The sequence below is a fragment of the Shewanella aegiceratis genome, from assembly GCF_019457495.1.
GTDB classification, from domain to species: Bacteria; Pseudomonadota; Gammaproteobacteria; order Enterobacterales; family Shewanellaceae; genus Shewanella; species Shewanella loihica.
Map to the genome: position 1 here is coordinate 1,785,147 of NZ_CP080416.1, position 23,997 is coordinate 1,809,143.

At 52.2% G+C, this 23,997-nt stretch carries 23 protein-coding genes; 15 read left to right on the forward strand and 8 right to left on the reverse strand.

The annotated features are described in order from the left end of the window. Window positions 1-96: 96 nt before the first annotated feature. Complete coding sequence (locus K0H80_RS08075; protein ID WP_150100033.1) at window positions 97-885, reverse strand: DUF481 domain-containing protein; 789 nt, start codon at window positions 883-885, stop codon at window positions 97-99. Between the two features lie 333 nt (window positions 886-1,218). Next, window positions 1,219-1,590, reverse strand: coding sequence for a diacylglycerol kinase (locus K0H80_RS08080; RefSeq protein ID WP_144198713.1), 372 nt, complete (start codon window positions 1,588-1,590; stop codon window positions 1,219-1,221). Between the two features lie 361 nt (window positions 1,591-1,951). On the opposite strand from K0H80_RS08080, the gene K0H80_RS08085 reads away from it, so the two are divergent. Next, on the forward strand, window positions 1,952-2,764 hold the full coding sequence (locus K0H80_RS08085) for a DNA ligase (RefSeq protein WP_011865386.1): 813 nt from the start codon (window positions 1,952-1,954) through the stop codon (window positions 2,762-2,764). Window positions 2,765-2,793: 29 nt separating this feature from the next. After that, window positions 2,794-3,258 carry a low molecular weight protein-tyrosine-phosphatase gene (locus K0H80_RS08090; protein ID WP_220073648.1) on the forward strand — a complete coding sequence of 155 codons (465 nt, stop codon included), beginning with the start codon at window positions 2,794-2,796 and terminating at the stop codon, window positions 3,256-3,258. A gap of 170 nt (window positions 3,259-3,428) precedes the next feature. Here the strand turns inward: K0H80_RS08090 and ylqF are convergent, their stop codons facing one another. Beyond that, window positions 3,429-4,370 (reverse strand): ribosome biogenesis GTPase YlqF, encoded by a 942-nt coding sequence (ylqF, locus tag K0H80_RS08095; RefSeq protein ID WP_011865388.1) that lies wholly within the window; start codon window positions 4,368-4,370, stop codon window positions 3,429-3,431. 108 nt (window positions 4,371-4,478) lie between these two features. Continuing rightward, window positions 4,479-5,318, reverse strand: coding sequence for an isopenicillin N synthase family dioxygenase (locus K0H80_RS08100; protein ID WP_220073649.1), 840 nt, complete (start codon window positions 5,316-5,318; stop codon window positions 4,479-4,481). 291 nt (window positions 5,319-5,609) lie between these two features. Between K0H80_RS08100 and K0H80_RS08105 the strand changes: the two genes are divergently transcribed. Next, a complete protein-coding gene (locus tag K0H80_RS08105; protein ID WP_220073650.1) occupies window positions 5,610-6,527 on the forward strand; it encodes a bifunctional methionine sulfoxide reductase B/A protein in 918 nt (305 codons plus the stop codon). 68 nt (window positions 6,528-6,595) lie between these two features. On the opposite strand, the gene K0H80_RS08110 is transcribed toward K0H80_RS08105, so the two are convergent. Further along, window positions 6,596-8,155, reverse strand: a complete 1,560-nt coding sequence (locus K0H80_RS08110; RefSeq protein ID WP_220073651.1) for a SulP family inorganic anion transporter — start codon at window positions 8,153-8,155, stop codon at window positions 6,596-6,598. A 127-nt stretch (window positions 8,156-8,282) separates the two neighbouring features. Continuing rightward, window positions 8,283-11,699 carry a ribonuclease E gene (rne, locus tag K0H80_RS08115; protein ID WP_220073652.1) on the reverse strand — a complete coding sequence of 1,139 codons (3,417 nt, stop codon included), beginning with the start codon at window positions 11,697-11,699 and terminating at the stop codon, window positions 8,283-8,285. Window positions 11,700-12,298: 599 nt separating this feature from the next. Here rne and rluC point away from each other — a divergent pair. Together rluC and K0H80_RS08125 are read left to right on the forward strand one after the other, a co-directional pair. Beyond that, the gene (gene rluC / locus K0H80_RS08120) at window positions 12,299-13,258 is read left to right on the forward strand and encodes a 23S rRNA pseudouridine(955/2504/2580) synthase RluC (RefSeq protein WP_220073653.1); all 960 of its coding nucleotides are present in this window, start codon (window positions 12,299-12,301) and stop codon (window positions 13,256-13,258) included. Next, a complete protein-coding gene (locus K0H80_RS08125) occupies window positions 13,255-13,914 on the forward strand; it encodes an HAD-IA family hydrolase (RefSeq protein ID WP_220073654.1) in 660 nt (219 codons plus the stop codon). The genes rluC and K0H80_RS08125 overlap by 4 nt, the downstream gene beginning before the upstream one ends. Here K0H80_RS08125 and K0H80_RS08130 read toward each other — a convergent pair. Continuing rightward, window positions 13,895-15,268 (reverse strand): sensor domain-containing diguanylate cyclase, encoded by a 1,374-nt coding sequence (locus tag K0H80_RS08130; protein ID WP_220073655.1) that lies wholly within the window; start codon window positions 15,266-15,268, stop codon window positions 13,895-13,897. The genes K0H80_RS08125 and K0H80_RS08130 overlap by 20 nt on opposite strands. A 346-nt stretch (window positions 15,269-15,614) precedes the next feature. Next, window positions 15,615-16,211 carry a Maf family protein gene (locus K0H80_RS08135; RefSeq protein ID WP_220073656.1) on the reverse strand — a complete coding sequence of 199 codons (597 nt, stop codon included), beginning with the start codon at window positions 16,209-16,211 and terminating at the stop codon, window positions 15,615-15,617. A 422-nt stretch (window positions 16,212-16,633) separates the two neighbouring features. Between K0H80_RS08135 and yceD the strand changes: the two genes are divergently transcribed. The 10 genes from yceD (at window position 16,634) to K0H80_RS08185 (ending at window position 23,976) form a co-directional block, all read left to right on the forward strand. Next, window positions 16,634-17,158, forward strand: a complete 525-nt coding sequence (gene yceD / locus K0H80_RS08140) for a 23S rRNA accumulation protein YceD (protein ID WP_011865397.1) — start codon at window positions 16,634-16,636, stop codon at window positions 17,156-17,158. A gap of 17 nt (window positions 17,159-17,175) precedes the next feature. Further along, window positions 17,176-17,346: a 50S ribosomal protein L32 gene (gene rpmF, locus K0H80_RS08145; protein WP_011865398.1), complete on the forward strand. Its 171-nt coding sequence runs from the start codon at window positions 17,176-17,178 to the stop codon at window positions 17,344-17,346. 14 nt (window positions 17,347-17,360) lie between these two features. Then, complete coding sequence (plsX, locus tag K0H80_RS08150) at window positions 17,361-18,389, forward strand: phosphate acyltransferase PlsX (RefSeq protein WP_220058463.1); 1,029 nt, start codon at window positions 17,361-17,363, stop codon at window positions 18,387-18,389. Window positions 18,390-18,398: 9 nt separating this feature from the next. Then, window positions 18,399-19,358, forward strand: a complete 960-nt coding sequence (locus K0H80_RS08155) for a beta-ketoacyl-ACP synthase III (protein WP_220073657.1) — start codon at window positions 18,399-18,401, stop codon at window positions 19,356-19,358. A 46-nt stretch (window positions 19,359-19,404) separates the two neighbouring features. Then, complete coding sequence (gene fabD / locus K0H80_RS08160) at window positions 19,405-20,331, forward strand: ACP S-malonyltransferase (RefSeq protein ID WP_220073658.1); 927 nt, start codon at window positions 19,405-19,407, stop codon at window positions 20,329-20,331. Between the two features lie 10 nt (window positions 20,332-20,341). Next, complete coding sequence (fabG, locus tag K0H80_RS08165; protein ID WP_144198741.1) at window positions 20,342-21,088, forward strand: 3-oxoacyl-ACP reductase FabG; 747 nt, start codon at window positions 20,342-20,344, stop codon at window positions 21,086-21,088. A 160-nt stretch (window positions 21,089-21,248) separates the two neighbouring features. After that, on the forward strand, window positions 21,249-21,482 hold the full coding sequence (gene acpP, locus K0H80_RS08170; RefSeq protein WP_011865403.1) for an acyl carrier protein: 234 nt from the start codon (window positions 21,249-21,251) through the stop codon (window positions 21,480-21,482). Window positions 21,483-21,650: 168 nt separating this feature from the next. Beyond that, window positions 21,651-22,892: a beta-ketoacyl-ACP synthase II gene (gene fabF / locus K0H80_RS08175; RefSeq protein ID WP_220044917.1), complete on the forward strand. Its 1,242-nt coding sequence runs from the start codon at window positions 21,651-21,653 to the stop codon at window positions 22,890-22,892. Between the two features lie 158 nt (window positions 22,893-23,050). Beyond that, window positions 23,051-23,410: a hypothetical protein gene (locus K0H80_RS08180; RefSeq protein WP_220058461.1), complete on the forward strand. Its 360-nt coding sequence runs from the start codon at window positions 23,051-23,053 to the stop codon at window positions 23,408-23,410. Between the two features lie 86 nt (window positions 23,411-23,496). Next, the gene (locus K0H80_RS08185) at window positions 23,497-23,976 is read left to right on the forward strand and encodes an acyl-CoA thioesterase (RefSeq protein ID WP_144198743.1); all 480 of its coding nucleotides are present in this window, start codon (window positions 23,497-23,499) and stop codon (window positions 23,974-23,976) included. Window positions 23,977-23,997: the final 21 nt, after the last annotated feature.

Sequence of the window (23,997 nt, forward strand, 5' to 3'; positions counted from 1 at the left end):
GGCAGCAAGGCTGGCGAACTGCCAAACGGGAAGTCGTGACGCAAGTGCCGCTAGGGGGAATATCCTAACGGCCTTCAATGGAAGATATTGTGAAGCTTAGAAGCGGTAGCTTACCGACAGCATAGGGCCGATAAAGCTGTAATACAGGTTATAGTCTGCCACGTTAAGCTGATCTGAGACACTGTGTTTAAAGTCAACGTCGACCTTGTAGTAGTTAAAGGCGGCTGACATGTGCCAGTTCTTGGTGATCTCAGCTTCGACACCGGCGCGGATATCGACCAAGCTGCCCTTGATATCATCGAGCTTGATGTAGAAATACTGTGCGTGAGCGTTGAACTTGAAGCCTGGGCTGAACTCATAGTCGCCATACAGGCCAACGTCCGGCAGTGGCGCCGTGACCTCTTCATCGACAAATCTTGGTGTGGCGGTCTGCGCGCATTGTTGTAGCGTCTCACCTTTGGCACAGACACCTATGTCACCGTCAAACGCGGTCTTGATAAACATGGTGTGTACGCCCAGGGACAGGCCAAGATTGAAGTTATTCCCCTGATAGAAGTTATAACCATAGCCGAGGCGGGCGATGTCGATATTGAGGGTGGTCTCCAGACGACCGCCGGATTGAATATCGTAAACCTGATCGTCTAGGGTGACTTGAAACGGTATGGTAAGTTTCTGTACTTCGGCGTTGCGGTGCAGCTGTTTCCAGTCGAAATAGATGCTGTGACGCGAATTGAAGTGGTAGCTGGCCTCGAAAAATGGCAGAAACTGCGATTCTTCCAATGCCAAGTCTTCTTCGAAATCAAGCCTGAAATTATTACCCTGAACCGGGTTGGTGACATCCATGCTGGAGTTAGAGTTGGAGTAGAAACCGCCGAGTTTTAGCATGATCTCGCTGGGTTCTACCGGTGCCGACACCGAATAGGAATTGGCAGCTCCAGCGGCGAAAACCGAAGAGCTAAAGAGACCCAAGCTAAATATGGCGACCGACTTAATCACTAACTACAACCTCTATCAACTAATAATTATTATAAGTTATTGATTTATTTAGTAAGACTTTTTTACTACGTTATCATTCTAGCAGGATATTTAAAATTGTGAATGATTTGTATCAAAAAATGTCAAGGTTGCGGCGTTTTTGTTGATATTGGGAGCTGGATTACAGAAATAAAAAGGCTCCCGATAGTGTATCGAGAGCCTGGTATTCAAGCTGGCAGCGGGTTAGAAAACCAGTGGCCAGAGGATCAGTAGCCAGGTGATACCACACAGGGCCAGGGCGATAAAGACAGCCGCTGAGGCGATATCTTTTGCCTGTCCGCTTAGGGGATGGATTTCGTGACCGATACGGTCGACCACCGCCTCGATGGCCGAGTTAAGCAACTCGACGATCAAGACTATCATCAGTGTCATGATGAGCAGGATGCGTTCAACCATAGGCACGTCTACCAGTAGTGCGACAGGCAGCATGAAGAGAACCAAGATCAACTCTTGGCGAAAGGCTGCCTCAGATTGCCAAGCAAGCTTAAGGCCTTGCATAGAGAAACCTGTCGCTCTGAAGATACGTTTAATGCCGTGGTTATTTTCCGGTTTCATAGGTGTCCATTTCGTTTGTTCGATTTTGTCAGTGTTGATTTTGTTTGTGTCGTTCTACTGTTTCAGCCTGCCTTTCTCTGATGCAGGCTGGCGAGTTACAAATTGGGCGCTAGTATAACACTCTAGTTACCTCCATAACATCTGCATGAGGGGCTTTGGGCTAAACTTAACGCTTAGCTATCATTCAGTTGCTCAAGGAGGAGCTATGTTGTGTTCTAGTCGCCCTATGGTTATTGGGAGTATTGCTTTACTCCTGAGTTGGCTATCGCCTGCAGCGATGGCCGCCGAGTCGCCCGAGTTAATCGAGTCGTATAAGCCAGCTGAGCCGCCCAAGGCATTAACTGTTGAGGCAAATCAGTTGATGCCAGAACAGCTAAAATCAGAACCGCTTGAGCCAGCACAACGACTCCCGGGCATACAGTTGGCCGGGAGTCTCGAGGCCGACCGACCTATATCAGAGTATCTGGTGAGCGAAAAGTTCGATGGCGTCAGAGGCCGCTGGACGGGAGAACGTATGCTAACCCGCTCGGGGCAGGTTATTAGGCTCCCAGCTTGGTTTACCAAGGGCTTTCCGACGGAGCCCTTAGATGGCGAACTGTGGATTGCTCGCCAGCAGTTTGAGGCGATCTCAGCTCTGGTGCGTGATAAAGATGCCGACCCTGAGCGTTGGCGCGCCGTTCAATTTATGGTCTTCGATTATCCCACCATTGATAGTCCCTTTGCTGAGCGCTATGCCCTCGCCGTTAAACGCTACGCAAATTTGTCGCCTTTCCTGCAGATCATCCCTCAGTGGCGAATTCAAGACAGTCAGGCGCTGAACGCCGCCTTGGATGAGTGGGTGGCTCAAGGCGCCGAAGGGCTTATGCTGCATCACCAGGCTGCACACTATCACGCAGGGCGTAACGGTGACCTGGTAAAACTCAAACGCTATCAAGATGCAGAGGCCAAGGTTATCGCTTACTTCGAGGGGAAGGGCAAGTATAGAGGAATGATGGGCGCCCTAGAGGTCGAAACAAATGAAGGCATACGTTTTAAGTTAGGCACAGGATTCAGCGATGAGCAGCGCCGGCATCCTCCGGCCATTGGCAGCACGGTTACCTACAAGTATTATGGCCTCACCCACAATGGTGTGCCCAGATTTGCCAGCTTTATGCGGGTACGGGAGCCCTTGTAAGAACGCTAATTAAGTAAGAAAGGAAGGCTATGTCTAAGGTTAACTCTGTCCTATTTGTCTGTCTCGGCAATATCTGCCGTTCACCGACGGCCGAGGCTGTGTTTAGGGGGCTGCTCAGCGAGCGCGGCTTGTCTATCGGCTGCGATTCGGCGGGCACCTCAGCCTACCATGAGGGGGAGGGCCCTGACAGACGGGCCCGCTTGGCAGGCGAGCGCCGCGGACTCGATTTCAGCGGCATTCGCGCCAGAGGCGTGATAGATGAAGATTTTGAGCGTTTCGACCTTATCCTGGCGGCCGATAAGGCAAATCTTCGCGATCTGCGTGCGCGCTGCCCGGCTCACCATCAGTATAAGCTGGCCTTGATGCTATCTTTTCTTGGGGAGGGGGAGCGGGAGGTGCCAGACCCTTACTATGGCGGCGATGATGGTTTCGAGCAGATATTGGACTTACTGCAACAGAGCTGTGAAGAGCTGCTGGCACAGATTGCTAAGTAATTAAAGTCAGCAGGGTTAATGAGTAGAGCTATATTAAGCAGAGTTAGCCAAGTGGGGCCTTAAAAGATAAGGCTATAGAAGATAAAACCGCTTGCAACTGACGCTTAGTGAAATAACTCCAAGCGCATCACCTTGCAAGCGGTGTAATGTCAGTATCAGAATCAGTCAGCTTAGTCGTTATGACGAACGCCGGAACGTTTCAGGCGCTCGGCCTCGATTTTGGCCTGTTTCTCCGCCTCTTTCTCGGCCAGGATGCGAGCCACTTCCGCTTTCTCTGCCTCGGCCATCTCTGGAGTCTCCAGTGACAACTGGCCTATCTTACCCGAGCGGAACTCATGCAACAGGAGTTCAGAGGCCTTGTGCAGATCGATTCTGCCACCCGGTCTCAGCGCGCCGCGCTTACGGCCGATCGCCTCGAGCAGACCGATATCGTCATTGGGTAACTCTTTAAGCTTATAACGCTCAAGCATGGCATCGGGATAGGCCTTGAGGAAGTATTCGGCGGCAAACATGGCCACATCTTCATATTCCATTGCCGTATCTTTGATGGCGCCGGTTACCGCAAGACGATAGCCGCTGGCCTCGTTGTCCACCTTAGGCCAGAGAATGCCCGGGGTGTCTGACAGCACTATGCCATTTTTCAAATTGATGCGCTGCTGGGTCTTGGTCACCGCAGGCTCATTACCCGTTTTGGCGATGACTCTTCCTGCCAAGGTATTGATAATGGTTGATTTACCTACGTTAGGGATCCCCATGATCATGGTGCGGATATCTTTCTCTATCTTGTCGCGACTAGGCACCAGCTTACGGCAGAGTTCGGGGACCTTACGCACCTGGGCAGCCTGCAAGGTGGTGATGGCCATCGCCTTTACCCCTTGCTCTTGCTCCAGATAGTCAATCCAGCGTTGGGTGATCTCGGGATCGGCCAGATCTGACTTGTTGAGCAGTTTGATACAGGGTCTGTTACCGCGTAAACTGGTGACCATAGGGTTTTCGCTGCTGTAAGGGATACGGGCGTCGAGTACCTCGATCACTAGATCGACCTGAGGCATCACCTCTGCTATCTCTTTGCGCGCCTTGTGCATATGGCCTGGAAACCACTGAATTGCCATCTCTGTACTCTGTCTCTGTGCAAATTTGGGGAGGGATTTTACCTTGATATGGCTTAAAAATCATAAATAAAAAGCGCCCTGAGGCGCTTTTTATCTTAGTCGAGGAGGTTAGATAACGCCTAATTCTCTCAGACGCTCCATCAGATAGCTGTCGGCGGTGTAACGCTCTGACAGGACCACCTCAGGCTTAGGATGTAGGAAGAGGGGCAGAGAGATGCGCGAGCGTGTCTTGTCGGCGCCTTCTGGGTTGACCACCCTGTGGGTCGTCGATGGGAAGTAGCCGCCCGATGCTTCCTGGAGCATGTCACCTATGTTGATGATCAGGTTACCGAAATCGCTCGGTACATCTAACCATTCGCCCGATTTGGCTTTTACCTGCAGGCCTGGCTCGTTAGCGGCCGGCAACACGGTAAGCAGGTTGATATCTTCGTGAGCCGCCGCGCGAATGGCGCCTAGCTCTTCGTCGCCCGACATCGGTGGATAGTGAAGGATGCGCAGCAGTGTCTTGTGGCTGTTCTCGATCATCTTAGGCAGGGCGATAGAGTAATTGACCGCCACTTCTGCCGGTGTATGAGCTTCCACCCAACCTAACAGCTCTTCTGCCAGGGCATTGGCTTCCTGGTAGTAGCGCAGAATGTTTTCCCTGAGGGAATCGGGGATACGGCCCCATGGGTAAACATGGTAATACTCTTTAATATCTTTAACCGTATGACCCTTAGCGGTTTCAGAAACATCGGCCGGGAAGAAACCGTCGTGGGTTTCTGGCTTAAACAGGTAGTCATGTTTCTCATTGCTATTGAAGAAGGCTTGCCACTCTTCATAGATGGTATCTACTAAGGCCTTGTCGATTGGGTGATTTGAGAGTACGCCAAATCCAGTTTCACGCAAGGACTCAACGAAGCGTTGGGCGCTGTCCTGAGCACGGTAATCTATTGTTTCTAATTTCATATTTTGTTTTCTTGTTATTGAACCCCGCAGGCAGTTTACCCCTGGGATCGCCTTTGGGCAATTGGGTGTGATAAAAATCACGTTTTCATTGTTTGGCCATAAGAAGAGGCTAGATCACCGCTAATATTTTCATCATTAAAATCATAGGCTAGCTAATAAACAGCCGATAATTGATATAATCATGTAATAACCTACCTATTTACTAGGTCTTTTATCTGCTATTGTGAGTAGTGTGATCTTATTGACCCTAAGGGTCGTATTAGCGGTACAGGAGTGCAAGAGTCTTTAACTATGCGTGAACTAACGGAATTTGAGCGGTATGTGATTGAGAGCAAGGGGACCGAGCGCCCCTTTAGTGGCGAGTATAACCAGCACGATGCGCCTGGTGCCTATCATTGTAAGCGCTGTGATGCGCCTCTCTATCTGTCCGAGCATAAGTTTAACGCCCATTGTGGCTGGCCTGCCTTCGATGATGAGATCCCGGGGGCGGTCAAACGCTTGCCCGATGCCGATGGTCATAGGGTGGAGATAGTGTGCGCTCAGTGCGACGCGCATTTAGGCCATGTGTTTGAGGGAGAATACCTGACAGACAAGAATTTGCGCCACTGCGTGAACTCTGTCTCCATGGTCTTTAAAGGTGAAGCGATGCAGCAGAGCGATGACAGTCATATTCGCTGGGCGACCATTGGCGGTGGCTGTTTCTGGTGTCTCGAGGCGGTATTTAGTCAGCTCAGAGGCGTGATAGCGGTGAAGTCTGGCTATGCGGGTGGGGATGCCTCCAGCGCTAACTACCGCGCCGTCTGCGCCGGGGATACGGGCCATGCCGAGGTGGTGCAGATAGAGTACGACAGTCATATCATCAGCTTTGAAGAGCTGCTGGAGGTCTTCTGGCAGAGCCATGATCCCACCACGCTTAATCGTCAGGGTAATGACGTCGGTACCCAGTATCGCTCGGTGATCTTTGCCCATGACGATGAGCAGATTAGTGCCGCAAGTCAGATGATAGACAGGCTGACCGAGGCCAACATCTTCGATAAGCCCATAGTCACAGAGCTGGTGGCGCTGGATAACTTCTATCCCGCCGAGCCTTATCACGATGCCTACTTCGAGCATAACCGCCAGCAACCCTACTGTCAGATGGTGGTTAAGCCCAAGGTGGATAAGATAAAGGCCCTGTTTAAGGAGCGGCTCAAGTCGGGCGGCGGATAATAAAAAAAGGCGCATCATGCGCCTTTTTTGTTGTTAAGGGTTAGCCTGCCTATCTGGCACTGAACGCCCTAAGAGTCGAGTTTGTCGTCGGCCACCTTGTAGTGGGGATCTTCGATCAGGTTGACCTCTACCAAGTCGCCCGCCTTATGCAGCAGCTGCTTACAGTCGTGGCTGAGGTGACGCAGATGCAGTCGCTTACCCGCACTCACATAGCGCTCGGCCAGGGTGTCTATGGCTTCGAGGGCTGAGTGATCGCACACGCGAGAGTTTTGGAAATCGACAATCACATCTTGTGGATCTGTCTTGGCGTGGAACAGCTCTAAGAACTCGGCAACTGAACCGAAGAATAGTGGACCGTTAAGCTTATAGACTTTCCAGCCGTTGGCATCTTCGCTCACATCGACATTGATATGTTTGGCGTGCTCCCAGGCAAATACCAGCGCTGAGACGATAACGCCGATAAATACCGCAAAGGCGAGATCGGTAAACACAGTCACCACAGTCACCAGCACTATAACGAACGCATCATGCTTAGGCACCTTACGCATCACCTTGAAGCTTGCCCACTCGAATGTGCCCAGTACCACCATGAACATCACACCAACAAGCGCGGCTAGCGGGATCATCTCGATCAGCGCCGAGCCGAACAGGATAAAGGTGAGTAGGGCGATGGCCGCCGTGATCCCCGAGAGTCTGCCGCGTCCGCCCGAGTTGATGTTGATCATCGACTGTCCAATCATGGCACAGCCACCCATGGCGCCGAAGAAGCCACTGGTGATGTTACCTATGCCTTGGCCGACACATTCCTTGTTGCCCTTGCCTCGGGTGCTGGTCATCTCATCGATCACCGTCAGGGTCAGTAGAGACTCGATGAGACCAACGGCCGCCAAGATAAAGGAGTAGGGCAGGATGATCGACAGCGTCTCCAGGTTAAAGGGCACTGATGGAATGGCGAAGCTCGGCAGGTTACCGGCTATAGTCGCATGCTCGTCACCAGACATGGATTTCAAGAAATCCAGTACGTTGCGGGTATCGAGTTCGAAGTAGACCACGATGGCGGTCACAGTCAGGATCGCCGCTAATGATGACGGAAACGCCGTGGTGAGCTTAGGCAGGAAGTGGATGATCGCCATGGTGAGAGCCACTAGACCCAGCATGAGGATCAATTGATCCTGTGGCAGCCAGGTTAACACACCGTTGGCGTCGGGGACCTTAAACTGGCCAAGTTGCGCCAGAAAGATCACTATGGCCAGACCGTTCACGAAGCCTATCATTACCGGATAGGGCACGATACGGATAAATTTTCCCAGCTTAAACAGGCCACAAGTCACCTGTATCAGGCCAGCCAGCACGACCGCCGCAAAGAGGTATTGCACCCCATGTTCGCTGACCAGTGCCACCATGACAACCGCCATGGCACCCGTGGCGCCAGAGATCATGCCGGGACGTCCGCCGATAAGGGCGGTGACCAGTCCCATGATGAAGGCGGCGTATAGGCCGACCATAGGCTCGACACCGGCGACGAAAGCAAAAGCAACGGCTTCGGGGACCAATGCCAAGGCAACCGTGAGTCCCGACAACAGGTCGGCTCTGTGGCTGCTGGTTTTGTGACGAATAAGATCGAACATTTAGCCTCTGTTATTAATATGTTAGTTGAGTGATTTTCGGTCGCGCATACTAGCAAAATAGTGGCGCCAATAAAATAAAAAGCCATGCATTATTGCATGGCTTTTTTGACTTAAGGCTTAGTATACCTTAGGGACGTGCCATTTCCGAGTTTGCGCTGTTACCGCGTTTCACTGGCTCGGCCGACGCTTCTTTTGCCGTGGCTTCATATTGACGTCCCGATGGGGTGTCCACGAGCGCCCTGGCTTCTACCTCAGGTTTGGTCATGGTAGAACTCACCATGGAACCGAAGCGGCTGGTAGCCTTAGGTGCAGGCTTCTCAGCCTCGTCGCTAGCCGTCTCTTCTGGCTTTTCCTCTGCTGGCGTTGCCTCAACTTTAGCCGCAGGTTTTACCTTAGCGGTCGGGGCTTGCACGGCTGCAGGCTTTGCCATAGGGGCAGAGGCGGCGCTGCTCTCTTTGGCTGCAGGCGCTTCAGTAACTGGCGCTTCAGTTTCAGTCTTAGCTTCAATTTCGACTTCAGGCGTCTCGACTGGCGCAGTTTCTACTGCCACTGGCTCTTCGGTCTGCGCTGCGACGTCATCAACTTGAGGCGCCGCTTCCTGGCTGGCCTTAACCTCTTCAGGTGTGCTGGTTAGATCCAGCTCCGCCTGAACCTCCTCTTTCAGACTAGCTTTCGCCTCGCCTGCCAGAGGTAGGCTCTGCTGAGCTTCTTCTACAGAGGTTTCCTCTTCAGAAGCGACTTTGGCTTTAGGTGCACGACGTCTTGACTTAGGCTTGCTCTCTTCTTGAGAAGCTTCTTCGGCAGCCGCTTTAGCAGGTGCTTCCTCGGCGACAGTCGTTTCGGTGACTGTGGTTTCGGTGACAGTCGTTTCGGCGACTGTAGTTACTTCGTCAGTCTCTTGTGTAACCGCTTCTTGCTCGGTCACAGGCGCCTGTACTTCGCTAACGGCTTCAACAACGCTGCCTTCTTGCTCAAGCTGCTCACCCAGCAGAGGCGCAGTTTCCACCTCGTTTGGAATGAAGGCGGGCTCGCCATTGCTCACTTCACCATTGCCTTCTTCATCGCGGCGACGACGTTGACCGGCGGCGCGCAGATGACGTGGGCTACGACGACTACGACGTTGGCCTTCTCTTGGCTCGCGTTTGCCTTCTAACTCGCCTTCTTGCGGTTGAGCACTAGCCTCTTCTGCTTGAGCTTCGTCGGCATGCGCTTCGCCTTGTGCTGTCACTTCGGTGTCGACTGCTGCTTGAGGTTCGTTTGCGGCTTGAGTCTCGACTGCTGGCTGCTCGCCGGCTGTGTCTTCAGCGGCGACTTGCTCGGCTTGAGTCTCTTCCTCTAGCTTGTCGGCTTTATCCTGCTTAGGCTTGCTCTTACGTGGCTGACGCTTCTGACGCTGTGGCTTATCCTCTGCAGTGGCCTCTGCGGCTGGCACTTGTACCTGCTCGTCGTTGGCCTTCTCGGCAACCTCGACGGCGAGTGCGGCCTCATCGGCAAGCTGTTGCTCAGACTGCACACGTACCTTGCGGCGCATGTTGCGGCGTTGACGACGCTCGCGAGCAGCTTCTTGTTTTGGTTGCTGCGCTTGGCTTTCAGTGTCTTTGCTCTGACTCTGCGGCTTGTCGTCACGATCACGCTTTTGGCGTTTCTCGTTACGGCTCTTCGCACTGCGGCTATCCGCGTCATCAGGCTTGGCACTACGGCTGCGTTTGTTGTCGGTCTCTTTGCCTTCGTCGCGGCCCTTACGTGTATCGTTGCGACGGTTGTTGCGACGAGTGTTACGGTTTTGAGCGTTGCGACGAGGCTGCTCTTTCTTGACCTCTTCCTTTGGCTGCTCTGGCTCACCACCAAACAGCTTGCCGATGGCGGCAAATAGCTTGGCGATCAAACCTGGCTCTTGAGCCTTTTCGGCCTGCTTGGCTGGTGCGGGAGCCGCCTGGGTTGGCGCATCCTTAACCGGCGTCGAGAAGCCTTTCAGTGCTGGCTCTGGAGACGCGGCGCGCTCTAGTTTGCGAGGCTCGTAGAGCTTAGACTCAGGCTGCTCGAGCAGCTTGTAGCTTGACTCACTGATCTGATCGTCTTTGCGGTGACGGGTCACACGGTAGTCAGGTGTCGTCATGTTTGGATCTGGGATCACATAGACTTCGACATCATGACGCTGCTCAGTGATACGAATGGCTTTACGCTTCTCGTTGAGCAGGAAGGCGGCGACATCGACAGGGACGATAGCTTCAATCTGAGAGGTGTTCTCTTTGATCGCTTCCTCTTCCATCAGACGCAGGATAGAGAGCGCCAGTGACTCGGTACCACGAATGGTACCTTGGCCATGACAGCGTGGACACAGGTGCGCAGCAGACTCTTCCAGTGACGGACGCAGACGCTGACGCGACATCTCCATCAGACCGAAGCGAGAGATGCGGCCCAGTTGAACACGGGCTCTGTCGTGATGCACGGCATCGCGCATTCTGTTTTCGACTTCGCGTTGGTGTCTGACTGGTGTCATGTCGATGAAATCGATAACAACCAGACCACCCAAGTCACGCAGACGCAGCTGACGGGCAATCTCGTCGGCCGCTTCAAGGTTGGTATTGAGCGCAGTTTCTTCGATATCGCCGCCCTTAGTCGCACGGGCCGAGTTGATATCGATTGAGGTCAATGCTTCGGTTGGATCGATAACGATAGAACCGCCAGAAGGAAGACGCACTTCACGCTGGAAGGCCGATTCGATCTGAGTTTCAATCTGGAAATGGGTAAACAGCGGTACTTCCGCCTCGTAGCGCTTGATACGATCGACAAAGTCTGGACGTACCAAAGCCACGTGTTGTTTGGCCTGTTCGTAGATACGCTGATGGTCGATCAGGACTTCGCCTACGTCGCGGCGCAGGTAGTCACGGATGGCGCGTACGATAACGTTACTTTCCTGATGGATCAGGAAAGGTGCAGGGCGGTTTTGCGCCGCTTCTTCGATGGCAGCCCAGTGGTGCTGAAGAACCTTAAGGTCCCATTTCAGCTCGGCGGCGTCTTTACCTACACCCGCGGTGCGTACGATAAGCCCCATGCCTTGCGGCACTTCTAGCTCTGACATGGCCGCTTTTAGCTCGGTACGCTCATCACCTTCGATTCGACGAGAGATACCGCCGGCGCGAGGGTTGTTTGGCATCAGCACCAGGTAAGAGCCTGCTAGACTGATGAAGGTGGTCAGGGCCGCGCCCTTGTTGCCACGCTCTTCTTTGTCAATCTGTACTATGACTTCCTGACCTTCTTTAACCACCTCTTTGATGTTAGGACGGCCTTGGAAAGAGTAACCTTTAGGGAAGTATTCGCGTGCAATTTCTTTGAGGGGAAGGAAACCATGACGCTCGGCGCCATAGTCGACGAAAGCCGCTTCGAGAGAGGGTTCTACGCGGGTGATTTTACCCTTGTAGATGTTGGCTTTCTTCTGCTCGTGACCAGGACTCTCAATGTCGAGATCGTACAGTTGTTGCCCATCAACGAGGGCAACGCGCAACTCTTCAGATTGAGTCGCATTAATTAACATCCGTTTCATGATGACGTATTTCTTCTTAAAATAAGGTCATCAAACGTAGCTCTTGTCGATGCATTACGGGCCCAGAATGGTAAGTGGAGCCTCACGGCTTGGGTCTGGGCTAGGGTGCGCAATCTCTGTAAGACGCAATCGCTGCGTGTCGCACCCTATTTATGGCTTATTTTTTAAAATCGCTAAAAACAAGGAATTCGTTGTTAAACGTCAACCAACCCCATAAATTCTAATGTACTTTCCGGTAATGCCAAAATCGATACGTGCTCGTCTGACGACAAGTTAATAGTAAACTTCGAAATTTGGGGGCGCTATTCTTAGAGAAACCACGTTGAAATGTGGCATTGATACTGTGTTTAGTCGTTTAAACTCGTTTTCTCGGTTTATTTTTATCCAACGACTTGTAAGTCAATCACTTACTACTCAGTAAAAATGGCTTTTAGTCTCCGCTCTTCGCGCCTGCATTGGGGGATTTGTGAACACTTTATTCACTATTTATCCCCATTGGCGTGGCAAATATAGCAACAATCCTGAAAATCAGCAAATGGAAAGGCACAAAACTTATTATCTGATGTACAATGTGCAGCTTGAAAGAGACAAGGCGTAGCATGAACAATCAACAAGCGTTAAATAAAGTCGAACTGGTAACGATCGACGAGGATAACCTCGGCCAGCGAATCGATAACTTTCTGGTCACTAAACTGAAGGGCGTCCCCAAGAGCATGATCTATCGTATCGTGCGTAAGGGTGAGGTACGCGTCAACAAGAAGCGGATCAAACCCGAATATAAGCTGCAAGACGGTGATGTAGTACGTATCCCGCCTGTTCGCGTCTCCGCCAGCGAGGACAAGCCAGGCCCAAGTGCCAAGTTGACTAAGGTGTCGCAGCTCGAGGGGCGTATCTTGTTTGAAGATAAGGCCATCATAGTGCTTAACAAGCCCGCGGGCATTGCTGTGCACGGTGGCAGTGGTGTGGATTTCGGCGTGATTGAGGCGATGCGCTCGCTCAGACCCCAGCAGAAGTTTCTCGAACTGGTCCACCGCTTAGATAAGGAAACTTCGGGCGTCTTGTTGATCGCCAAGAAGCGCAGCGCGCTTAAACACCTGCACGATCAGCTGCGTTACAAGAAGATGCAGAAGGACTACATGGCCTTGGTTCGTGGAGAGTGGCAAAACCATGACAAGGTGATCAATGCGCCGCTGTTGAAACTCACCCTTAAATCGGGCGAGCGTATCGTGCGGGTCAACCAGGAGGGTAAACCCTCGGAAACCCGTTTTAAGATAATGCAGCGTTATCAAGGTGCCACCCTGGTGCAGGCCAGTCCGGTTACCGGACGTACTCATCAGATCCGTGTGCATTGCCAGTATGCCGGACACCCCATCGCCTGTGACGAGAAATACAGCGAGCAGAAGTTCGATGATGCCATGCGCGAGTTGGGCCTTAATCGTCTCTTTCTCCATGCCGCCCAGCTTAAATTTACCCATCCGGTATCGGAAGAGGTGATGCAGGTGAAGGCGCCACTGGATAAGGCACTACAAGACTTGTTGAATAAATTGGATAAGGCATGAAACGTTACGATTTAGTGATATTCGACTGGGATGGCACTCTGATGGACTCGGTCAGCAAGATAGTGGCCTGCATGCAGCAGACCGCCAGGGAGCTGAGCATGATGGTGCCGAGCGAGCAAGCGATTCGGGACATCATAGGCTTGTCGATGGACGAGGCGCTAAATGTGCTGCATCCGAGCGCCTGCGAGCAGACCCGCCAGAATATGGTTAGCGTGTATCGCCAGCAGTATCTGCAGCTTAATCAAACCCCGAGCCCAGTATTTGACGGCGCCGAGCAGCTACTCCTGTCCCTCAAGGCGTCCGGGCATCAATTGGCTGTTGCCACCGGCAAGGCCCGCGCCGGGTTAGACAGGGTGCTCAATGAGACAGGTTTTCATCAGCACTTTGTGGCCAGTCGCTGCGCCGATGAAGCCAAGAGTAAGCCTCACCCGCAGATGTTGCGCGAGCTGATCTCACTGCTCGATGTTGCTCCCGAGAAGGCGGTGATGATTGGCGACTCGGTGCACGATCTCAACATGGCCAGCAATGCGGGCATAGATGGCATAGGGGTGAGTTATGGCGCCCATTCGGCGTTGAAGCTGCAAGAAGCCAACCCTGTCGCCATCGCCGATCATCCGCTGGCGCTGCTACCACTCATCACTGGCGAGCCTCGTTAAGCCGCTTACGGCGCTTGTTGCGGTACATTGATTTGTCCGCCAGACAGATAAGCGCCGAGACATCTCTTTGATCCGGCTCGACCCAGTGACAGCCGATACTGGCGGCGAGCCTAAGATGATCTCCCTCATGCCTAATGCCGTCGTCGAGCATCTGATTCAAGCTTAGGCAGAGTGTGGAGAGCGCGCGGCTTTTGTCGCTCTCATTTTGAGCGTCGAAGCTATGCAAAATGATAAACTCATCGCCGCCGATCCGCGCCACCATCTCAGCCTCGGGGCAGACCTTCCTTAAGATCTCGGCAACTTTCTGCAGTACCTTGTCACCAACCAGGTGGTTGTAGTTGTCGTTAATTAGCTTGAAATCATCCAGATCCAGATAGAGCACGGCGAGTTTTGCTTGGCTTTGGGGCTGGCTAGAGAGCAGCTCGGCGAAATGATTAAACAGCGCCAGGCGATTAGGCAGCTGGGTCAGCGAGTCATGAAAGGCCAGATATTCACTTTGCTCTTTTGCCTTATGCAGCTCGGTAATATTATGAGCCGAGACTATGACCCCGCTTATCTGACCATTTTCATCCTGGTGCGGATTGTGGTGGACGTTGAGGTATTGCGGCTCAGACACAGAAGGGGGATGGATGCGGGTCTGGGTGTTTATCGACTCTCCCGCGAAGGATCTGTCTAGCAGTGGCTTAAGGTGGGTCTCGAATATCGCCTTGCCGTGGATCTCGCTGGCATGTTTACCGATGATCTCACTTGCATCACAGTTCAGTAGGTGCTCATAGCCTTTAGACACCACATGATAGCGATAGTCGAGGCCGACGAAGGACATCATGTGGTGGGTCGATGCGATCATCTCCTTGTGCACCGACAATTCCCTCGACATCAGCAGGCGCTTGTACTCGATACCGATCCGCTGGGCGAGTAGCCGGAAAAATTCCCGCGACTTAGTGTTTTCCCGCTGGGGGAGGGTATCCATGACTAAGATATGCCCAATCGGGCCGCCTTCGTCGTCCAGGATCAACTCGGCCTGGTAGCTGACCGCGCCGAGATCTTTGATGAGCTGAAAGTCGGGAAAGCGCTGCTGCAGATCATTTGCATACAAGAGATGGGTATTGGGGTAGCGCATCTGATAGATGGCTTCACAGGGGGAACCCATAAGGTCGAATTCAAACCCGGGAATGGTTTGTTTCACGTCGCAAAAAGCGACCACCTCTATTTTCCCGCGATGAATCGAGGGGCGGGCGAAAGCCGCCCAACGACACTGAGTCACCAGCGCGAGTGCTTTTAAGGCTCGCTGAAAAAATCGCTCGTCGATACAGGGGGCGGCGAGCAAGGCAAGCGCTTCTTCGAGATCGGTCATAATAACTAACCACCCAAATGCAATTGACTTCCTTGTCGCTAAGTTATTGGCGTATGAAAATCTTAAACTTCAAAGTAGCTAGTTTTTATCCGTTTGTGAAGCCTGTATTTAGTGAATAAAACTAAACATGCTTAATTGTGTGGAGCGAATGCCTAACGGTGGGCTGCGGTAAGGCGTTGCGAAGGCCTTTGTCCTGAATTCGAATCTGCCAACCGTGGTGAAACCGGTCGGCACATACGTTCTGGTGAATAAGTACTGGTGAATACCTACTTGTGAACAAGTGCTGGTGAGTATGTGCTAGTGATTAAGGTCTGACGATTCACTATCAGCTATTAGCGGATGAGCTTTATTTCGTCGCCGCCGCCAAGATGTCCACCCCTTGCTTAAGCAACATCTGGGTGAGGGCGATCAGAGGCAAGCCAACCAGAGTGTTAGGGTCCCGTCCCTCGAGGCGCTCAAATAGAGCGATGCCCAGGCCTTCAGATTTGAAGCTGCCCGCGCAGTAGAGGGGCTGCTCGGTGTCGACATAATACTGGATCTGTTCAGTCGTTAGCGCCCTGAAGTGTACGATGAAGGGCTCGCAGATCACCTCGTACGTCTCATCGGCCACGTTAAACAGGGCTAGGCCGGTATAGAAGGTGATGGATTTACCTGAGACGCGCTCGAGCTGTGCAATGGCGTTGGCACGAGTCAGCGGCTTACCTATGATGTCGCCATCGACCACGGCGACTTGATCTGAGCCTATGATGAGCCCGCTCTGACGGCCCACTGCTCCCGCCTTGGCCTTGGCTAATGCCAGGCGGGTTACCAGTTGCTGAGCCGATTCGCCCGCAATCGGGGTCTCGTCGACCTCTGGGGCGCAGGTATCAAACTCGATAGCGAGTTTTTGAAGCAAAGACTGACGAAATACCGAGGTGGAGGCGAGTATGATAGCTGGGGTCATGGTTTAACCTTTTTATCTGTTATCTGTTATCTGTTATCTGTTATCTATTGCGGAGCAAAGCTTTATGTAAGTGGCGGCTATCATAAGCCATCTTGGCTAAAAATGCAGAATAGAGTCGTGTAGAAGACGAGATGGTCGCGCAAAGTTTTCACGTATAGGCACAAAAATGAATGCAAGCTTAGACCGACAAGCGGGGGGCGGACTATATTTAGGCAAGGGTAATAAAAAGAGGCGACTAAGGCCGCGCGAATGCTTCTATTTTAAGCGTGCGGGGCTTGAGTATCCATTGGCCCTTGGGTAAAATTTTCACTCCAACAATTTTTGAATTATTGATGGGTTTTATCGCTTTCGTTAACGGGATCGATAAAGGAGATAAATTTTCCTTTGACTCAAGGTAATTCAAACTATAATATGCGCGCCTTATGCAAACAGTAAAGATACCGGTTTCAATTGATCCTATACGCGCAGCGGCCAGCAAGCTTTCATATGAAGGCATTGTACCCGGTGTGCAGCTAAAGCGATTAAATGAGTTATGTGCCGGCGACTGTTCCGATGTGGCAGTGTCGCTTGAATGTGGTGTAGATATACAGGGGATAGTCTACCTGAAAGGGAAGGCTGTGACGGAGCTCACTCTGATATGTCAACGTTGCATGACGCTTTTTACCACTGAGGTTACGGTCGACTTTTGTTTTAGCCCTTGCGGGTCTGAGGCAGAAATCGATGAGCTCCCGGATGCGTATGACCCTATTGAGTGCAATGAGATAGGTGAGATTCGTCTGCATCAATTGATTGAAGATGAATTGATAGTAGCTATGCCTTTGATTCCGATGCATGCAGAAGAAAGCTGCAGCAAAGGCGATCAGGATGTAGTAGTAGGCGAGATTGAACCCGCTCAAGAGGAGCGTCCAAATCCGTTTGCAGTGTTAGAAAAACTGAAGAGCAAGTAATCTAGGAGACAGGTCAAATGGCTGTACAACAGAATAAAAAATCTCGTTCAAAGCGCGGTATGCGCCGTTCACACGACGCGTTGAGCACTGCTCAACTGTCAGTTGATGCAACGAGTGGTGAACTACACCGTCGTCACAACGTGACTGCAGACGGTTACTACCGTGGTCAAAAGGTTATCAACAAGTAATCTGTTGATTGCCGATGACTAATCTGACGCTTGCGTTAGATGCGATGGGGGGCGACTTTGGCCCCCGCATCACAGTGCCTGCAACCCTGCAGGCACTTCGCTTATACCCCTTCTTACACGTCATCATGGTGGGTGACAGGTCGCAAATCGAACCTCTACTAAGCCACCTTGAATCAGACATACTCTCGCGTATCGAACTCGTGCACACCACAGAAGTGGTGAAAATGTGCGATCGTCCTGTGCATGCGCTGCGTAACTGCAAGCAAAGCTCTATGCGTCTGGCGATCGAGCTGGTACGAGACAAGAAGGCACAGGCCTGTTTAAGCGCGGGTAATACCGGGGCCCTGATGGCCATCTCCAAGGTATTACTCAAGACGCTTCCCGGCATAGATAGACCCGCCCTGGTTAGCTGCTTGCCGGCGGTTAATCATAAACCCGTGTATCTGCTGGATCTCGGCGCCAACGTCTCCTGCTGCTCGGAAACTCTGTTTCAGTTTGCGGTAATGGGCTCGGTTCTGTGCGAGGCCGTGGATAAGAATCCTGCCCCTAAGGTTGCCCTGCTCAATGTGGGCATCGAAGAGATCAAGGGTAACGATCAGGTACAGCAGGCGGGGCAACTACTGCAACAGAGCCCGCAGCTCAATTACGCCGGATTTATCGAAGGCGATGATATCTATTCGGGTAATGTCGACGTCATCGTCTGTGACGGTTTTGTTGGCAACATTACCCTGAAAACCTCAGAGGGGATCGCAAGGCTCCTCGTCCATCAGTTGAAGAAAGGCTTAACTCAAGGCTTTTTTGTACGATTACTGGCCAAGTTAATCGCCCCGCGCATTAATAGTGTTTTAAATCAGATGAACCCCGACCACTATAACGGAGCAAGTCTGATAGGATTGCGCGGAATTGTAGTAAAAAGTCATGGAAGTGCGGATGAATCTGCCTATTTACAAGCAATTAGTTTGGCAGTGACCGAAGCACAACGTCGACTCCCCAAGATGATCGAAGAGCGTCTTGAGTCGATCCTTTTAGACATAAATAACTGATATCTCCTTATGCATACAAAAATTCTCGGAACTGGTAGTTATTTGCCAGCGCAAGTCCGTAGCAATCAAGATCTGGAAAAGATGGTGGATACCAGTGACCAGTGGATTGTTGAACGTACCGGTATTTCAGAGCGCAGAATAGCCGCCGAAGACGAATCAGTATCGACCATGGGTTATGCCGCCGCCGTGCACGCCCTGGAAATGGCTGGGGTAGACCCTAGCGAGCTGGATATGATCGTATGTGGCACCACGAGTGCCAACAACGCCTTTCCTGCTGCGGCTTGTGAAATTCAGGCTATGCTGGGCGTGCATACCATTCCGGCCTTCGATGTCGCCGCCGCCTGCTCTGGCTTTGTCTACGCGTTGTCGGTTGCCGATCAGTTTGTGAAGACGGGCGCCGCCAAGAAAGTCTTGGTGATTGGTGCCGATGTTCTGTCACGTCTGTGTGAGCCAGAAGATCGCACCACTATTATTCTGTTCGGTGATGGCGCCGGCGCCGCGGTTGTGGGCGCCTCTGAAGAGCCGGGCATCATCTCGACCCATATCTACGCCGATGGCCGTCAAGGCGATCTGCTCAAATGTTCCTTCCCGCCAAGAGCCAGTGAGTCTTCAGAGGCTGTTGGTTATATGACGATGAAGGGTAACGACGTCTTCAAGGTCGCCGTGACTCAACTTTCTCATGTGGTCACAGAGACGCTACGTATCAATCAGATTGATAAATCTGAGATCGACTGGCTGGTGCCTCATCAGGCGAACTTCCGGATCATCAAGGCGACCGCCAAGAAGCTCGACATGAGCCTGGACAAGGTGGTATTGACCCTGGCCAAACATGGTAATACCTCGGCCGCCTCTGTGCCTATCGCCCTTGATGAGGCTGTGCGCGACGGACGTATCCAACGTGGTCAGCTTCTGCTTCTCGAGGCCTTCGGTGCAGGATTTGCCTGGGGCAGCGCGCTTGTTCGTTTTTAGTCGATTTTAGTACTAGAATACATTGATTTAGTAAAGGTATATAAAAATGGAAAAGATTGCTTATGTCTTCCCAGGGCAAGGTTCTCAGGCCGTAGGCATGTTGGCCGACCTGGCGGCGGAACATGAAGTCGTCGGTCAAACCTTCGCCGAAGCGAGCGAAGTGTTAGGCTATGATTTGTGGCAACTGGTACAAGAGGGACCTGCCGAGTCTCTGAATCAGACCGATAAGACTCAGCCTGCATTGCTTACCGCAAGCGTCGCCATCTGGCGAGCGATCCAAGCCACCTCTGCATCTAAGCCTGCCCTGCTTGCCGGCCACAGCCTGGGTGAGTACTCGGCGCTGGTGTGCGCTGGTGTTATCGATTTTAAAGACGCTGTTAAATTGGTTGAGCTACGTGGTCAGCTGATGCAACAGGCGGTGCCTGCTGGCACTGGCGCCATGTTTGCGATTATCGGTCTGGACAACGATGGCATCGCTAAAGCCTGTGAAGAGGCAGCGCAAGGTGAGGTGGTTGCACCAGTTAACTTTAACAGCCCAGGTCAAGTGGTTATCGCAGGTGAGAAGGCCGCGGTTGAGCGCGCGGCGGATGCCTGTAAGGCGGCCGGTGCCAAGATGGCCGTTGCCTTGCCTGTGAGCGTACCTTCTCACTGTCAATTGATGAAGCCTGCGGCGGATGAACTGGCCAAGGCGCTGGACGCATTGAGCTTCAGTGCGCCTAGCATTCCAGTTGTCAACAACGTCGATGTCGCCACGCCTGAGTCAGTTGAAGCCATTAAAGATGCCCTAGTGCGTCAGCTTTACTGCCCGGTCAGATGGTCTGAGACCGTTGAGAAGATGGCCGCTGAGGGTGTCAGCCAGCTGGTTGAAGTGGGCCCAGGTAAGGTGCTTACCGGGTTAGCGAAAAGAATTAATAAATCGCTGAGCGCGAAAGTGGCGAACGATCCCGCCTCTGTTGCCGCGCTGAGTGAATAAGGAGTAATAGATGAGTTTCAATCTAGATTTAACCGGCAAGGTTGCCTTGGTAACTGGTGCTAGCCGCGGTATTGGCCGTGCGGTCGCCGAAACATTGGTTGAGGCCGGTGCGCTGGTTATCGGCACTGCGACCAGCGAGCGCGGCGCAGCCGCTATCCAGGAATATCTGGGTGATAAAGGTCATGGATTAGTATTAAATGTCACCGACGGTGAGTCAATTGACCATTTATTTGCCTCGATCAAAGAAAAAGTCGGTGAAGTTGATATTCTGGTAAACAATGCGGGTATCACGCGCGACAATCTCTTGATGCGTATGAAGGAAGATGAGTGGACGGATATCATAGATACCAACCTGACCTCTCTCTATCGCACCTCTAAGCAGGTGTTACGTGCAATGATGAAGAAGCGCAGTGGCCGTATTATTAACATTGGCTCTGTTGTAGGCACAATGGGCAATGCAGGTCAGACAAACTATTGCGCAGCTAAGGCTGGTTTGATTGGATTTACAAAATCTCTTGCAAGAGAGGTTGCATCTCGTCAAATAACAGTGAATGCTATTGCTCCTGGGTTTATCCAGACCGATATGACGGATGAGCTGACGGAAGAGCAGCAAAAAGGTATTATGTCACAAGTTCCTATGGAAAGACTGGGACAGCCGCAAGAGATTGCAAATGCTGTACTGTTTTTAGCATCGGATTCAGCGGCTTACATCACAGGGGAAACTCTGCATGTAAACGGCGGCATGTACATGGTTTAAACGTCGGTTATAACAACTGACTGATTTTGATTGATTTTTGGCGTAGACTTACGTAGGTTTTGTGGTTAGACCACAAAAGTTAAGCTTGCATTGTGTGCCAAATTGAATAAACTACTCGCAATCTTACGCAAGTGCGTAATTTGAATAGGAAAGAAAACTAATGAGCAACATCGAAGAACGTGTAAAGAAAATCATTATCGAGCAACTGGGCGTTAAAGAAGAAGACGTAAAACCAGCAGCATCTTTCGTTGACGACCTAGGTGCAGATTCTCTGGACACCGTTGAGTTGGTAATGGCTCTAGAAGAAGAGTTTGACACTGAGATCCCTGATGAAGAAGCTGAAAAGATCACTACTGTTCAAGCAGCGATCGATTACGTTTCTAAGAATCAGTAATACTGAATTCTCTAAAACAGGCGGCAATTATGCCGCCTGTTTTTGTTTGAGGGCTAGTAGCTGGAAAGGGCGGATGCCCGCCTGAGTTTCCTGTGCTATAACCTAATAAGCCTTGTTTTTCCGGTCTCCTTTGAGGCCTCCCATCTCATTCTAGTGAAAGGTGAAAACGTGTCTAAACGTCGTGTAGTCGTCACAGGTATTGGTCTTGTTACCCCTGTGGGTAATACCGTAGAGGCGTCCTGGAAAGCCCTGCTTGCGGGACAGAGCGGTATCGCACCGATAACCAAATTTGATGCCAGCGAGTTCTCTACTCGTTTCAGCGGCTCGGTCAAAGATTTTGACGTAGAGCAGTACCTACCGAAGAAAGAAGCCCGCAAGATGGATCTCTTCATCCAATACGGCATGGCGGCAGGTATTCAGGCGATCGAAGATGCCGGTTTGAATATGGAAGTGGAAGATCCCACCCGTGTCGGTACAGCTATCGGCGCCGGTATGGGCGGTATGCCGCTGATCGAGGCGGCTCACTCAGCCTTGTTGAAGGGCGGTCCTCGCAAGATCTCGCCATTTTTCGTGCCAAGCACCATCATCAACATGATCGCCGGTCACCTGTCGATCAAGTACGGCATGACAGGCCCTAACTTTGCGGTCACCACCGCCTGTACTACGGGCGTACATAACATCGGCTTTGCTGCCCGCACTATCGCTTACGGCGATGCCGACGTGATGATTGCCGGTGGAGCAGAAGATGTGACCTGTCCGTTGGCCGTTGGCGGCTTCGGTTCGGCCAAGGCGCTGTCGACCCGTAACGAAGATCCTGTCGCCGCAAGTCGTCCTTGGGACAAAGACAGAGATGGTTTCGTCATAGGTGATGGCGCAGGCATCATGGTGATGGAAGAGTATGAGCACGCTAAGGCGCGCGGTGCGACCATCTATGGTGAGCTGGTTGGCTTTGGTATGAGCGGCGACGCCTTCCATATGACCTCGCCACCGGCCGATGGAGCTGGCGCTGCCCTGGCGATGGAAAACGCCATCAAGGATGCCGCTATCGACAAGCAGCTCGTGGGTTACATTAATGCCCATGGTACCTCTACCCCTGCAGGCGATAAGGCCGAGGCCTCTGCGGTGAAGAGTGTGTTTGGCGACCATGCCTACAATCTCTTGGTAAGCTCGACCAAGTCGATGACAGGCCACCTGCTAGGCGCGGCCGGTGCAGTTGAGGCGATCATCACCTTGCTTGCTCTGCGCGATCAGATGATCCCGCCGACCATCAACCTGGATAACCCAGACGAAGGGTGTGATCTCGATTTCGTGCCCCACACGGCACGTAGTCACGCGTTCGATTACGCCCTGTGTAACTCGTTCGGCTTTGGTGGCACTAACGGTTCACTGCTGTTTAAACGTGGTGAGTAAGCCTCGGTTTTAAATTAAAAAAGCACCTTAATGGTGCTTTTTTTATGTTTGAATGAAGGCGAAATGGCGCCGGGATGAAGCTTAATTCATCTCTCTTGGCAGCGACCAAATCTGGGCGGATAATCTGGCTCTGTTAACTTCACTCTGATGGTGTCAAAGTGTTAAATCCTGTCGTTGTTCCGTTAATGCCCTTGGTTGGTCTACTCACCGCTAACCTCAATGGACTCATTCGTGGTGAGCATTCCTTTAGTCTGCCTGTAGGCCTCAAGACCTTCATCCTTGCCTCCGCGGCCTTTGCCACTGTGTGGTTTGCGCTGCTGGTCACCGCCATCTATAGCGGCGGAGAGACCAACCTGGCAGCCGGCGTCGAGGTACTTGTGCTGTTCCTGCTGGGGATCGGCCTGTATCGTTTCGTCAAGGTTTCAAGCATTTTTGGCGAGCAAGCCCTGCTTTGGCTGTTTCGCCTGAGTCTACCGCTGATCCTTGCGGCCTGTCTTGCGGTGATCAATTGGGGATAATTGCGCTAATCGCATGATTCTTAGTTACTATCGCCAAGGTATTTGCAGTACACTTTAGTTTTAATCAATGAGATAAGGTGGCTGTGATGGCGGGACAAGATAGAGAGATCACCCTGCGATTTTTGGCCGAGCCGGCCGATGTAAACTTCGGTGGCAAGGTCCACGGTGGCGCGGTCATGAAATGGATCGATTTAGCCGCCTATGCCTGCGCGGCGGGGTGGAGCGGCAAATACTGCATCACCGCCTACGCCGGGGGGATACGTTTCGTCAAACCCATTCATGTGGGCAACATCGTCGAGGTGGGAGCCAAGGTGATCTATACAGGTCGCACCTCGATGCACCTGGGGATAGATGTCAAGGCGGGCGATCCCAAACATCCCGAGCGGCATCTTACCACACACTGTATCGTGATCATGGTGGCGGTGGATGATTCTGGTCAACCCTCTCCAGTACCCGAGTGGGTGCCGGTCACCGAATCAGACAAGGTGATGCGCGACTCTGCCATCCGCCTGATGGAGATGCGTAAGAAGATCGGCGCCGAGATGGAGGCCCACCTCAAGCCTTAGGCTTTGGTCTTTTATTATTGT